This window comes from Citrobacter sp. C13 (assembly GCF_014596815.2).
Lineage (GTDB): Bacteria > Pseudomonadota > Gammaproteobacteria > Enterobacterales > Enterobacteriaceae > Citrobacter > Citrobacter portucalensis.
Genome location: NZ_CP115024.1, coordinates 794745 through 808159, shown reverse-complemented (window position 1 = coordinate 808159; position 13415 = coordinate 794745). Strand labels below are relative to the sequence as shown.

Below are 13415 nucleotides of genomic sequence, written 5' to 3'. Positions count from 1 at the left end.
CGGCCATGAAACGGATGAGCGCCGAACAGGCGGCAGAAATTATCCAGCACGATGATATGGTGGCGTTTAGCGGCTTTACCCCCGCGGGTTCGCCAAAAGCGTTACCCAGTGCAATTGCCCAACGCGCCTGTGAACAGCATCAGAACGGACAGCCTTTTCAAATCCGCCTGCTGACCGGAGCATCAATTGGCGCCGCCGCTGATGATGTACTATCCGCGGCGGATGCCGTTTCCTGGCGCGCGCCTTATCAAACATCATCGGGCCTGCGCGAGAAAATTAATCAGGGCCAGGTGAGGTTTGTCGATCTCCATTTGAGCGAAGTGGCGCAAATGGTCAATTACGGTTTTTTTGGCGATATCGATGTTGCCGTCATTGAAGCCTCCGCCATTGCGCCAGATGGCCGGATTTGGCTTTCCAGCGGTATTGGTAATGCGCCGACCTGGCTGCTGCGGGCGAAAAAGGTGATTATCGAGCTGAATCATTACCATAATCCGCGCGTGGCAGAGTTTGCCGACATCGTGATACCCGGTGCGCCGCCGCGGCGTAACAGCGTACCTATTTTTCATACCATGGATCGCGTAGGCAGTCAGTGCGTACAGATAGACCCCAAAAAGGTGGTTGCAGTGGTGGATACCGAGCTGCCCGATGCCGGAAATGCGGCGGATAAAACCAATCCGGTCAGCCAGCAAATTGCCGATAACGTAGTCACTTTCCTGCTGGCAGAAATGGCGCACAAACGCATTCCAGCGGAATTTCTACCCTTACAAAGCGGCGTGGGCAATATCAACAACGCGGTGATGGCGCGGCTGGGGGAAAACCCGGATATCCCGCCCTTTATGATGTATTCGGAGGTGTTGCAGGAGTCGGTGGTGCATCTGCTGGAAACGGGCAAGATAACAGGTGCCAGTGCCTCCAGCCTGACCATTTCAGCCCCGTCGCTACAGAAGATTTACGACAACATGGACTTCTTCGCCAGCCGGATTGTGCTGCGCCCGCAGGAGATCTCCAATAACCCGGAAATCATCCGTCGGCTGGGGGTTATTGCGCTCAACGTCGGCCTGGAGTTTGATATCTACGGCCATGCCAATTCCACGCACGTTGCGGGGGTGAACCTGATGAATGGCATCGGCGGCAGCGGGGATTTCGAGCGCAATGCCTACCTGTCTATCTTTATGGCGCCGTCGATTGCCAAAGGCGGGAAAATCTCCACCATCGTACCGATGTGCAGCCATGTCGACCACAGCGAACATAGCGTTAAAGTGATCGTGACCGAACAAGGGATTGCCGATCTGCGTGGGCTATCTCCGATGCAGCGGGCGCACACGATTATCGATAACTGTGCACACCCTCTTTACCGGGATTATCTGCACCGCTATCTGGAGAAAGCGCCCGGCGGGCATATCCATCACGATCTCAGCCATGCGTTCGATCTGCATCGCAACCTTCTCGAGACTGGATCGATGCTCGGTTAACTTGCGCTACCGTCACGATCTTCAGCAATATGCTGGAGCATGGTGGCGGTATAGCGATGATTTTTCAGCGAATAGAGAAACTCCTGCATATACATGGGGCTGCCGGGTGCATCGAAATACTTTAACGTCGACGGGTTCACCAGCCGCCAGGCGAAGTGAGGGATTACCGTCAAAAACTGCCCGCGCTCTACCGCGCTAATCTTGGCCATAAAGCTATACGGACGGTAGATAATCGTCGGGTTGATCCCGCAGGGTCGCATGTATGCATCCAGCATCGCCTCAAAGTTGGCGCGATTCTGGAAGCGCATTTGCAGCCAGGGCAGCTCACGCAGCAGATCCTGCGGCTGTTTTTCTTCGTAGCGCCGGGAAACGAGAAACCCCAGACGCAGCGGAGGCAGCTCGCTAATCGCCAGATTCTCCAGTTCCTGGACGCGGGGGGAAACGTGCTGCGGCGAGATAATAAAATCCAGTTTGCGATCGAACAGGTTATCAATAACCCCATTCTCGCTGAATTCAACGGCCTGAGCCGTCACGCCGTCATACTTGTCACCAAGGCTAATCAACTGGTCAAAAATAATCGTTGGGTAGGTATTGTCGATCCCGATGACGATTTCCCGCGAGCGGCGAGAGGCGTTATGGATTTCGTTATCAATGGCAGAAAGGCGCTGATAAACGGGAAACAGCTTCTGATACAGTTCCTGTCCGGCTTTATTCAGGCTGATGTTGTTATCTTTGCGGGTAAACAGCGTATAGCCGATTTGATCCTCCAGTGCGGCAATGCTTTTACCGAAAGGCGATGCGGTCATATGTATTTTTTCTGCCGCTCTGGCGATGTTATTGGTTTGCGCCAGCAGAATGAAATTACGCATCTTTTTCGAGATAAAAATATCCATAGCGTCCCCTTAAAAATCGCTATGGCCTATCCTCATTACGGCGAAAAAAAAGACTGGATGTGGGGTCTCATTTTTACAGTTGCTCACAGAAAAAACCCGGCTGGAAAGCCGGGTCTGCAATGATTACTGGGTTTTGGCTGGCGTTGCTGCTGGTTGCCCCGCCGTCGGCTCAATCTGGAAGACCACATCAACCTGATCGTCAAACTGAATAACCGGCTGTTCGTAGGTTTCCTGAGCGGATGTCGCAGGCGCTGCATCTGCTTTCATCATCCGTACCATCGGGCTCGGTTGATAATTGGAAACATGGTAACGCACGCTGTAAACGGGCCCCAATTTGCTGTTAAAGCCCGCAGCTAACTGCTCAGCCTGATGAATAGCATCATCAATTGCTGCTTTACGCGCTTTATCTTTGTAAGTATCCGGCTGGGCAACGCCAAGCGATACCGAACGGATCTCATTCAGACCGGCCTTCAGTGCACCATCGAGCAGCGCATTGAGTTTGTCCAACTGACGCAGCGTGACCTCAACGGTACGTACCGCACGATAGCCTTTAAGGACGCTTTTACCATTCTGGTAGTCGTAGTCCGGCTGGGTGCGCAGGTTTGCCGCGCTAATATCTTTCTTCGCTATCTGGTTCTGTTCAAGGAAGGACAGATATTGTGCCACGCGCTCATCAGCCTGCTTCTTTGCTGAAGCCGCATCCTTTGCAGCTACGTTCACTTCAATCGCCAGAGTAGCGATGTCTGGTGTCGCATCCACGCTTGCCGTTCCGGAAGTCACGATGTGCGGTCCATTTGGCAACTCATTTGCCTGTACCGATAGTGCGCTGAATCCGACTAATGCCGCCAGGGCCATTATTTTGAACTTCACGGTCGTTCCTCCATGTTTCATTAATTACCCCGAAACTCAGGGCACATGCAGGCAAGCTTAGCCGATCTCGCTGCGTTGTCCATCAGACAACACTTAGTTGAACAACGCATGAACGTGCGCAACACCTTCTTTTGCCAACTGAAAAGCGATAAACCACATCACCAATCCTACCAGGGTATTGATGATCCGCTGTGCTTTAGCAGTGCGCAAACGCGGAGCGAGCCAGGCCGCCAGCAATGCCAGACCGAAGAACCACAGGAACGAAGCGCTGACAGTACCCAGCGCAAACCAGCGCTTAGGCTCAACGTCCAGTTGGCCTCCCAGACTCCCCAGCACCACAAAGGTATCCAGATAAACATGGGGGTTGAGCCATGTCACCGCCAGCATAGTAGCGATAATTTTCCAGCGGCCCTGCTTCATCACCTCGGCGCTGGCCAGTTCCAGGTTACTGCTCATCGCCGTTTTTAACGCCCCGAAACCGTACCAGAGTAAAAATGCCACCCCACCCCAAGTGACAAGCGCCATCAGCCATGGTGACTGCATCAGCAAGGCGCTACCGCCAAAGATCCCCGCGCAAATCAGCACTAAGTCGCTGATAGCGCAGAGTAAAGCAATCATGATGTGATACTGGCGACGGATCCCCTGATTCATCACGAAGGCGTTTTGCGGACCGAGCGGAAGTATCATAGCCGCACCAAGTGCAAGCCCTTGAAAATAATACGATAACACGTTAATCATCCCGAACTGTTTCTCTTAGGAGCAGACTATAGCGCGGGGAAAACATTAGCGGAAATGGATAATTTTAATCAGGGATAAGAAGAATTAATACCACGGGGGGAGGGGGAAATGCCGGATGACGGCTGACGCCTTATCCGGCCTATAAAACCTGTGGGCCCGGTAAGCGATAGCGCCACCGGGCACGCGATTACTCTGCCGCGCTCTCTTTCACACGCTTGAAGTTCACATCCATCTGCGGGTACGGGAAGCTGATACCGTTGGCGTCAAACTCGCGTTTAATACGCTCCAGTACGTCCCAGTAAACGCTTTGCAGATCGCTACTGTTGCTCCAGACGCGTACCACAAAATTAATCGAGGAAGCGCCCAGCTCATTCAGGCGCACCGTCATTTCACGATCTTTAAGGATACGCTCGTCAGACTGAATGATATCGGTGAGGATTTTTTTCACCTGATCGATATCGGAGTCGTAAGCCACGCCGATGATAAATTCGTTACGACGAACCGGCTCACGAGAGAAGTTAATGATGTTCCCGGCAATGATTTTACCGTTTGGGATCACCACAATCTTACCGTCTACGGTACGCATAGTCGTGGAGAAAATCTGCACGTTGAGTACGGTTCCCGCTACGCCTCCGAGGTCTACATACTCACCTGCGCGGAACGGACGGAACATCACCAGCAGCACGCCAGCGGCGAGGTTGGACAGCGAACCTTGCAGTGCCAGACCAACGGCTAAACCTGCGGCACCGAGAACGGCAATCACAGAAGCGGTTTGTACCCCAACTCGGCCCAGAGCGGCAATCAGCGTGAACGCGATAATACCGTAACGCACCAGTGCAGAGAGGAAGTCAGCAACGGTTGCATCAATTTTACGTGCCAGCATCAGGCGATTAACGGTGTTTGATACGATGCGTGCCACGATCATACCGATAATGACAATGGCGATGGCCGCAACAATGTTGACGGCATAGCTTAACAGCAGCTCCTGATTGCGGACCAGCCAGGTGCCCGCACCATTTATGCTGTCGACAACATTCAAATCTTCCATTCAATATTCCTTTTTTGCTTACCCAAACGGGAGAAATAAAGCCGCCCTGACGGGACTGGCAATCTGACAAGGGTAAACAATAAACCTGGATTTTGCCAAACAGATCACAGAATTCTCTGCCAGCAGCATATTGAAATGGCAATAAAAAAGGCCCGCATTTGCGGGCCTCATGTCACGTAGAACGGCGTAAATTACAGAACGTCAACCGCGTTCAGTTCTTTGAAAGCCTGTTCCAGACGGGTGATCATGGTTGCCTGACCAGCACGCAGCCATACGCGCGGATCGTAGTATTTCTTGTTCGGCTGATCTTCGCCTTTCGGGTTGCCCAGCTGGCCCTGCAGGTAAGCTTCGTTCGCTTTGTAGTAGTTCAGAACGCCTTCCCAGGTAGCCCATTGGGTATCGGTGTCGATGTTCATTTTCACTACGCCGTAGCTTACGGAGTCTTTGATTTCCTGAGCAGTAGAACCGGAACCGCCGTGGAAGACGAAGTTCAGGCTGTTGTGCGGCAGGTTATGTTTCTTAGAAACATAGTCCTGAGAGTCGCGCAGGATGGTCGGGGTCAGAACAACGTTACCCGGCTTGTAAACGCCGTGAACGTTACCGAAGGAAGCTGCGATGGTGAAACGCGGGCTGATTTTGCTCAGCTCGGTGTATGCGTAATCAACGTCTTCCGGCTGGGTGTACAGTGCAGAAGCGTCCATGTGGCTGTTGTCCACGCCGTCTTCTTCGCCACCGGTGCAACCCAGTTCGATTTCCAGGGTCATGCCCATTTTGGACATGCGCGCCAGGTATTTGGAGCAGATTTCGATGTTCTCTTCCAGAGACTCTTCAGACAGGTCGATCATGTGAGAAGAGAACAGCGGTTTGCCGGTTGCTGCGAAGTGTTTTTCACCCGCGTCCAGCAGACCGTCGATCCACGGCAGCAGTTTCTTCGCGCAGTGGTCAGTGTGCAGGATAACCGGAACACCGTAGTGTTCAGCCATCTGGTGAACGTGATGCGCGCCAGAGATAGCACCAAGGATTGCAGCGCCCTGAGGAACGTCGGACTTCACGCCTTTACCCGCGATGAAAGAAGCACCACCGTTGGAGAACTGTACGATTACCGGCGCTTTAACTTTTGCAGCGGTTTCCAGAACGGCGTTGATGGAGTCGGTACCAACGCAGTTAACTGCTGGCAGAGCAAAGTTGTTTTCTTTAGCTACCTGGAAAACTTTCTGTACGTCATCACCAGTGATTACGCCTGGTTTTACGAAATCAAAAATTTTAGACATATTACGAATCCTGTATCTTCGGCCGTTGTACACATCATCCTTCAAGCCGCCTCATCGTTGGCTGCCCTCGCTCGCCCCGGTTACTTACGTAAGTAAGCTCCCGGGAACTCACTCTGTTGCCGCCTTGATGCAACTCGAATGATTTTGTGTAAAGAATTGAAGCGTGCTCTAAAGCGCGCTAATAATTGGGCAGGTTTCCCTGCCCATTAGATTCTTACTTTTTAGCACGCTCTTCGAGCATAGCTACTGCTGGCAGTACTTTACCTTCCACGAATTCGAGGAATGCGCCGCCGCCAGTAGAGATGTAGGAGATTTTGTCAGCAATGCCGAACAGGTCGATTGCTGCCAGGGTGTCACCGCCGCCTGCGATAGAGAACGCTTCGCTGTCTGCGATAGCGTTAGCAACGATTTCAGTACCTTTGCGGAAGTTCGGGAACTCGAACACGCCAACCGGGCCGTTCCACAGAATGGTTTTCGCATTCTTCAGGATGTCAGCCAGCTGCTGTGCAGAAGCGTCGCCGATGTCCAGGATCTGCTCGTCTTCTTTCACATCGCTAACGGACTTCAGAGTAGCCGGTGCAGTTTCAGAGAATTCAGTCGCTACGCGAACGTCGGTCGGGACCGGGATGTCACAAGTGGTCAGCAGACGCTTAGCTTCGTCAACCAGGTCAGCTTCGTACAGGGATTTACCCACGTTGTGGCCTTGAGCGGCAACGAAGGTGTTCGCGATACCACCGCCAACGATCAGCTGGTCAGCGATTTTTGACAGAGAATCCAGAACGGTCAGTTTGGTGGAAACTTTAGAACCGCCAACGATAGCAACCATCGGACGAGCAGGTTCTTTCAGTGCTTTACCCAGCGCATCCAGCTCAGCAGCCAGCAGCGGGCCTGCGCAAGCTACATCAGCGAATTTACCGATACCGTGAGTAGAAGCCTGTGCACGGTGAGCTGTACCAAAAGCGTCCATTACGAATACGTCGCACAGCGCAGCATATTTTTTGGACAGTGCTTCGTCGTCTTTCTTCTCGCCTTTGTTGAAGCGAACGTTTTCCAGAACTACCAGTTCACCGGCAGCGACTTCAACGCCGTCCAGGTAATCTTTTACCAGGCGAACCGGAGCAGACAGTTTGTCTTTCAGGTAGTTAACAACCGGCAGCAGAGAGAATTCTTCGTTGTACTCGCCTTCGGTAGGACGACCCAGGTGGGAAGTTACCATCACTTTCGCACCCTGTTTCAGGGCCAGTTCGATGGTCGGCAGAGAAGCACGGATACGCGCATCGCTGGTTACTTTCCCTTCTTTAACTGGTACGTTCAGGTCCGCACGGATAAAAACGCGTTTACCAGCCAGATCCAGATCGGTCATCTTAATTACAGACATGGTGAATCCTCTCGTTGATTCATAAAGTTTTGTCGACGCTCAAGCGTCGAGCCTGAAACCAATAGCAGCCATCGCTAACGTAGTGTCGAGCATACGGTTAGCAAAGCCCCATTCATTATCACACCAGACCAGCGTTTTGATCAGGTGAGCGCCACTCACACGCGTTTGCGTACCATCAACGATGGCGCTGTGCGGGTCGTGGTTAAAATCTACAGAGACCAACGGTAATTCCGTATAGTCAACTATACCATGAAATGCACCTTGTGCTGCTTTTTGCAGCAACTGGTTGACTTCACTGGCTTTTACTGGTTTTTTCACCGTCACGCTTAAGTCGATCGCCGTCACATTTATGGTCGGTACACGCACCGCTATCGCTTCAAAACGATCGTTAAACTGCGGGAAAATTCGCGTGATGCCCGCCGCCAGTTTGGTATCAACCGGAATAATCGACTGGCTGGCCGCTCGCGTGCGACGCAGGTCAGGATGATAAGCATCAATAACCTGCTGATCGTGCATCGCAGAGTGGATCGTGGTGACGGTACCAGACTCAATGCCGTAAGCATCATCCAGCAATTTAATGACGGGTATTATGCAATTCGTGGTGCAGGAAGCGTTGGAAACGATCCGGTGCTCAGCGCGCAGCTGATCCTGATTAACGCCATACACTACGGTTGCGTCGATGTCGTGACTACCAGGATGTGAAAAGAGCACTTTTTTTGCACCAGCGGCAATATGCGCCTCGCCGTGTTCGCGATTGCCGAAGACCCCCGTACAATCCAGCACGATGTCGACACCCAGTTCGCGCCATGGAAGTGCATCGAGTGTTCGCTCATGCAGAATGCGGATAGCGTCATCGCCAACGATGAGCTGGTCACGTTCCTGACGAACATCCCAGGCAAAACGTCCATGGCTGGTGTCATATTTCAACAAATGCGCCATGCCTGCAGCATCCGCAAGTTCGTTGATTGCCACCACGGTGATTTCCGCCCGACGCCCGGATTCATACAAAGCACGAACCACGTTGCGTCCGATGCGACCGAAACCATTAATCGCTACGCGTACGGTCATAGGTCTCCTGCAAGGATTTCTCAGAAACGATGTGGCAGACAGAGTAATGCAGCAAATCGCTCAGGGAAACCTTACCTGTCGCAAACTGCGACTAATTGGTTAATTGTCGAACATTTAATCGACTGAAACGCTTCAGCTAGAATAAGCGAAACGCGGAATAAAAGGAATGATTGTCCAGCAACAGAACACAGTTATCTGACTTGCGTCACATTTTAACGCCCTTCAACGCTAAATTTATTCCATATTCCAGAATGACGAATAACCGTAGCAAAATTATTTCGTTGTCGTGTTACACACCCTGATTTAAATCAGAAAGCCCCCTAACCTACATCTAATCACCAGCGCGAGGTCCGAGTCCCGGAGCCCTTCAACGATGCCGCAGACGGTCTGGATAGCAGACTGCGCCGTGCGATTGCGCAACGCGCGGCGCGTTCCGGAAAAGCAAAAAAAAACGGGTCGCCTGAGCGACCCGTTTTCACCTGTAATCGAAATTACAGCAGTTCTTTTGCTTTCGCGACAACGTTGTCTACGGTGAAGCCGAACTCTTCAAACAGCAGCTCTGCCGGAGCAGACTCACCAAAGGTGGTCATACCGACGATTGCGCCGTTCAGGCCCACGTATTTGAACCAGTAGTCAGCGATACCTGCTTCCACTGCAACGCGAGCGGAAACCGCTTTCGGCAGCACAGACTCACGGTATGCGGCATCCTGTTTGTCGAACGCGTCGGTAGACGGCATGGAAACCACGCGAGCCTTCACGCCTTCGGCAGTCAGTTTGTCCCACGCAGCCACAGCCAGCTCAACTTCAGAACCGGTAGCGATGAAGATCAGTTCCGGCTGACCGTCGCAGTCTTTCAGCACGTAACCACCGCGAGCGATGTTTGCCAGCTGCTCTTCGGTACGCTCCTGCTGTGCCAGGTTCTGGCGGGAGAGGATCAGCGCGGTCGGGCCGTCCTGACGCTCAACGCCGTATTTCCACGCAACGGCGGATTCAACCTGGTCACACGGACGCCATGTGCTCATGTTCGGGGTCACACGCAGAGAAGCAACCTGCTCTACCGGCTGGTGAGTCGGGCCGTCTTCGCCCAGACCGATGGAGTCGTGGGTGTAGACCATTACCTGACGCTGTTTCATCAGCGCAGCCATACGCACCGCGTTACGGGCATATTCAACGAACATCAGGAAGGTGGAGGTGTACGGCAGGAAACCACCGTGCAGGGAGATACCGTTTGCGATAGCGGTCATACCGAATTCACGCACACCGTAATGGATGTAGTTACCGGCAGTATCTTCGTTAATCGCTTTCGAACCAGACCACAGCGTCAGGTTAGATGGTGCCAGGTCAGCGGAGCCGCCGAGGAATTCAGGCAGCAGAGGACCGAAAGCTTCAATCGCGTTCTGAGAAGCTTTACGGCTGGCGATTTTCGCCGGATTAGCCTGCAGCTTAGCAATGAACTCGTTCGCTTTGGCGTCGAAGTCAGACGGCATTTCACCTTTCATACGACGGGTGAATTCAGCCGCTTCCTGCGGGAAGGCCTTCGCATAAGCAGCGAACTTCTCGTTCCATGCAGCTTCTTTTGCCTGACCGGCTTCTTTCGCATCCCACTGCGCGTAGATTTCAGACGGGATTTCGAACGGTGCGTATTTCCAGCCCAGCTGTTCACGGGTCAGTGCGATTTCTGCATCGCCCAGCGGTGCACCGTGAGAGTCGTGAGTACCCGCTTTGTTCGGAGAACCGAAACCGATGATGGTTTTGCACATCAGCAGGGACGGTTTGTCGGTCACTGCGCGTGCTTCTTCTACTGCACGTTTAATGGCGTCAGCATCGTGGCCATCAACGCCACGAACCACATGCCAGCCGTAAGCTTCAAAACGCTTCGCGGTGTCATCGGTGAACCAGCCTTCAACGTGGCCATCGATAGAGATGCCGTTGTCATCGTAGAACGCAACCAGTTTACCCAGCTTCAGCGTACCAGCTAGGGAACATACCTCGTGAGAGATACCTTCCATCATGCAGCCGTCGCCCATGAAAGCATAGGTGAAGTGGTCAACGATGTCGTGACCTGGACGGTTAAACTGCGCCGCCAGCGTTTTTTCAGCGATAGCCATACCCACTGCATTCGCAATGCCCTGACCCAGAGGACCTGTAGTGGTTTCAACACCCGCGGTGTAACCCACTTCCGGGTGACCCGGAGTTTTGGAGTGCAGCTGACGGAAGTTCTGCAGCTCGGACATCGGCAGATCGTAGCCGGTGAGGTGCAGCAGGCTATAAATCAGCATGGAGCCGTGGCCGTTGGACAGCACGAAGCGGTCACGGTCAGCCCAGGACGGGTTAGTCGGGTTGTGGTTCAGGAAATCACGCCACAGGACTTCGGCAATGTCAGCCATACCCATCGGGGCACCCGGGTGACCGGATTTGGCTTTCTGTACTGCGTCCATGCTCAGCGCACGAATAGCATTGGCAAGCTCTTTACGTGAGGACATTTTGACTCCAGATCGGATAATGAAGGCTGAGCCCTTAACGACTTGACGACAGCGCGTTTTGGGCTACGCCGGAAAAAAGTGCCAACAATGTAACCCAAGCCGCGTGTCATGTACATGGAGCATCCTTTTGCCGCTTCAGAAATCTCTGGATCATGCGCGCAAGTTGCGCAATCTTCTCGCCCGCGTATTGTTCTTTTCTTTATACTTAGGCCGAGCGTCGGTTCACCTGCAAACGACGTAATTTTTAGAATAATCCTGACTTTGTGCGGAAGAGAAAAAATGAAAATTCGCGCTTTACTGCTTGCTACGAGCATGGCTGCGGCATTGACCGGCTGCCAGAACATGGACTCCAACGGACTGCTTTCTTCTGGCGCGGAGGCTTTTCAGGCCTACAGTCTGAGCGATGCTCAGGTAAAAGCGCTGAGCGATCAGGCCTGTAAAGATATGGACAGCAAGGCTACTATCGCTCCGGCCAGCAGCGAGTACGCAACGCGTCTTGGCAAAATCGCCGCCGCGCTTGGCGATAACATAAACGGCCAGCCGGTGAACTACAAAGTCTATATGGCGAAAGATGTGAATGCCTTTGCCATGGCAAACGGCTGTATCCGCGTGTACAGCGGCCTGATGGATATGATGACCGACAACGAAGTCGAAGCGGTAATCGGCCATGAAATGGGCCACGTCGCGCTGGGTCACGTGAAAAAAGGTATGCAGGTTGCGCTGGGTACTAACGCCGTACGTGCAGCGGCGGCATCCGCTGGCGGCATTGTCGGCAGCCTGTCGCAGTCGCAATTGGGCGATCTTGGCGAGAAACTGGTGAACTCGCAGTTCTCCCAGCGTCAGGAATCCGAGGCGGATGATTACTCGTATGATTTGTTGCGCAAACGCGGGATCAATCCGGCAGGTTTAGCCACCAGCTTTGAGAAACTGGCCAAACTGGAAGCTGGACGTCAAAGCTCAATGTTTGACGATCACCCGGCATCCGCAGAACGTGCGCAACATATTCGCGATCGCATGAGCGCAGACGGGATCAAATAACCGTTAATCGTGCCGGATGCGGCGTGAACGCCTTATCCGGCCTACAAACATCAACCAGCTGTAGGCCGGATAAGCGTTAGCGCCATCCGGCAAAACAACTTATTCGCCTTTTTTCGCTGCCTGGATGTACAGCATTTCCAGAGCCAGCGTAGCCGCTGCCAGCGCGGTGATCTCTGACTGATCGTAAGCCGGAGCCACTTCAACAACGTCCATCCCGACGATATTCAGATCTTTCAGACCACGTACCAGCTTGATCGCGCGATCGGAAGTCAGACCGCCAATCACTGGCGTACCGGTACCCGGCGCAAACGCTGGATCCAGACAGTCGATATCAAAGGTCAGATACACCGGCATATCACCGACAATCTGCTTAACCTGGGCGATGATGTCATCTACGCTGCGATCGTTCACCTGGCAGGCATCCAGCACGGTAAAGCCGTTGTCTTTGTCGAATTCGGTACGAATACCAATCTGCACAGAGTGATTCGGATCGATCAGCCCTTCGTTCGGCGCCGTGTAGAACATAGTGCCGTGGTCGAATTCGCAGCCGTTCGCGTAGGTATCTGTGTGGGCATCAAAGTGCACCAGCGCCATTTTACCAAAATGCTTAGCGTGCGCGCGCAACAGCGGCAGCGTGACGAAGTGGTCGCCGCCAAAGGAGAGCATGCGCTTACCGGCAGAAAGCAGCTTCTCAGCATGCGCCTGCAGTTTTTCACTCATTTCACGCGCATCACCGAAGGCATAAACCAGATCGCCGCAGTCCACCACGTTCAGGCGCTCGCGCATATCGAAGTTCCACGGGAAGCGGTTGTGTTCCCACGCCAGGTTAGTGGAAACCTGACGGATTGCCGCCGGACCATGACGCCCGCCCGCACGACCAGACGTTGCCATATCAAACGGTACGCCGGTGATCACCCAATCGGCGTCGCTTTCGTATGGCATGAAGTTCATCGGCAGACGTAAAAAACCAAAGGCGTTAGAAACCAGGGAGTTGTCGTATTGATGACCTAAGGTGCTCATGTACTGACCTCTTTAAAAATCGATGAAAAAAAATCCCCTCCGCGTCGTTAAGCCCGACGAGGAAGGGATTGATTTGGTAACTGCATATTTACGGCAAATTATCGCCGTTATTTTGTACGGATTCAAGTGAGTGCCA

General features: G+C 53.1%; 11 protein-coding genes. 2 read left to right on the top strand and 9 right to left on the bottom strand.

From position 1 onward, the window contains the following. The first annotated feature begins 5 nt into the window (after positions 1 to 5). Positions 6 to 1472 (top strand): acetyl-CoA hydrolase/transferase family protein, encoded by a 1467-nt coding sequence (locus IB222_RS03905; protein WP_149384572.1) that lies wholly within the window; start codon positions 6 to 8, stop codon positions 1470 to 1472. Here the strand turns inward: IB222_RS03905 and IB222_RS03900 are convergent. The 8 genes from IB222_RS03900 to tkt all read right to left on the bottom strand — a co-directional run bounded on the left by IB222_RS03900 (position 1469) and on the right by tkt (position 11221). After that, positions 1469 to 2365, bottom strand: coding sequence for a LysR family transcriptional regulator (locus IB222_RS03900; protein ID WP_003026999.1), 897 nt, complete (start codon positions 2363 to 2365; stop codon positions 1469 to 1471). The genes IB222_RS03905 and IB222_RS03900 overlap by 4 nt on opposite strands. A 123-nt stretch (positions 2366 to 2488) precedes the next feature. Then, positions 2489 to 3235, bottom strand: a complete 747-nt coding sequence (locus tag IB222_RS03895) for an oxidative stress defense protein (protein ID WP_003825465.1) — start codon at positions 3233 to 3235, stop codon at positions 2489 to 2491. 93 nt (positions 3236 to 3328) lie between these two features. After that, positions 3329 to 3964 carry an arginine exporter ArgO gene (argO, locus tag IB222_RS03890; protein WP_003027005.1) on the bottom strand — a complete coding sequence of 212 codons (636 nt, stop codon included), beginning with the start codon at positions 3962 to 3964 and terminating at the stop codon, positions 3329 to 3331. Positions 3965 to 4160: 196 nt separating this feature from the next. Continuing rightward, the gene (locus tag IB222_RS03885) at positions 4161 to 5021 is read right to left on the bottom strand and encodes a small-conductance mechanosensitive channel MscS (protein WP_149281256.1); all 861 of its coding nucleotides are present in this window, start codon (positions 5019 to 5021) and stop codon (positions 4161 to 4163) included. Positions 5022 to 5212: 191 nt separating this feature from the next. After that, positions 5213 to 6292 (bottom strand): class II fructose-bisphosphate aldolase, encoded by a 1080-nt coding sequence (gene fbaA / locus IB222_RS03880; RefSeq protein ID WP_003027029.1) that lies wholly within the window; start codon positions 6290 to 6292, stop codon positions 5213 to 5215. 214 nt (positions 6293 to 6506) lie between these two features. Further along, on the bottom strand, positions 6507 to 7670 hold the full coding sequence (pgk, locus tag IB222_RS03875; RefSeq protein ID WP_003027032.1) for a phosphoglycerate kinase: 1164 nt from the start codon (positions 7668 to 7670) through the stop codon (positions 6507 to 6509). 39 nt (positions 7671 to 7709) lie between these two features. Next, positions 7710 to 8738, bottom strand: coding sequence for an erythrose-4-phosphate dehydrogenase (gene epd / locus IB222_RS03870; protein ID WP_008785759.1), 1029 nt, complete (start codon positions 8736 to 8738; stop codon positions 7710 to 7712). 491 nt (positions 8739 to 9229) lie between these two features. After that, complete coding sequence (gene tkt / locus IB222_RS03865) at positions 9230 to 11221, bottom strand: transketolase (RefSeq protein ID WP_048215577.1); 1992 nt, start codon at positions 11219 to 11221, stop codon at positions 9230 to 9232. A 279-nt stretch (positions 11222 to 11500) separates the two neighbouring features. Between tkt and IB222_RS03860 the strand changes: the two genes are divergently transcribed. Continuing rightward, a complete protein-coding gene (locus IB222_RS03860; protein WP_003825452.1) occupies positions 11501 to 12259 on the top strand; it encodes a M48 family metallopeptidase in 759 nt (252 codons plus the stop codon). A 99-nt stretch (positions 12260 to 12358) separates the two neighbouring features. Here IB222_RS03860 and speB read toward each other — a convergent pair whose 3' ends face one another. Further along, positions 12359 to 13279, bottom strand: a complete 921-nt coding sequence (gene speB, locus IB222_RS03855; RefSeq protein ID WP_003825449.1) for an agmatinase — start codon at positions 13277 to 13279, stop codon at positions 12359 to 12361. Positions 13280 to 13415: the final 136 nt, after the last annotated feature.

Coding starts and splice junctions, on each gene's coding strand:
- IB222_RS03905 (WP_149384572.1), top strand. CDS start 6: ATGAAACGGATGAGCGCCGAACAGGCGGCAGAAATTATCCAGCACGAT.
- IB222_RS03900 (WP_003026999.1), bottom strand. CDS start 2,365: ATGGATATTTTTATCTCGAAAAAGATGCGTAATTTCATTCTGCTGGCG.
- IB222_RS03885 (WP_149281256.1), bottom strand. CDS start 5,021: ATGGAAGATTTGAATGTTGTCGACAGCATAAATGGTGCGGGCACCTGG.
- fbaA (WP_003027029.1), bottom strand. CDS start 6,292: ATGTCTAAAATTTTTGATTTCGTAAAACCAGGCGTAATCACTGGTGAT.
- pgk (WP_003027032.1), bottom strand. CDS start 7,670: ATGTCTGTAATTAAGATGACCGATCTGGATCTGGCTGGTAAACGCGTT.
- epd (WP_008785759.1), bottom strand. CDS start 8,738: ATGACCGTACGCGTAGCGATTAATGGTTTCGGTCGCATCGGACGCAAC.
- tkt (WP_048215577.1), bottom strand. CDS start 11,221: ATGTCCTCACGTAAAGAGCTTGCCAATGCTATTCGTGCGCTGAGCATG.
- IB222_RS03860 (WP_003825452.1), top strand. CDS start 11,501: ATGAAAATTCGCGCTTTACTGCTTGCTACGAGCATGGCTGCGGCATTG.
- speB (WP_003825449.1), bottom strand. CDS start 13,279: ATGAGCACCTTAGGTCATCAATACGACAACTCCCTGGTTTCTAACGCC.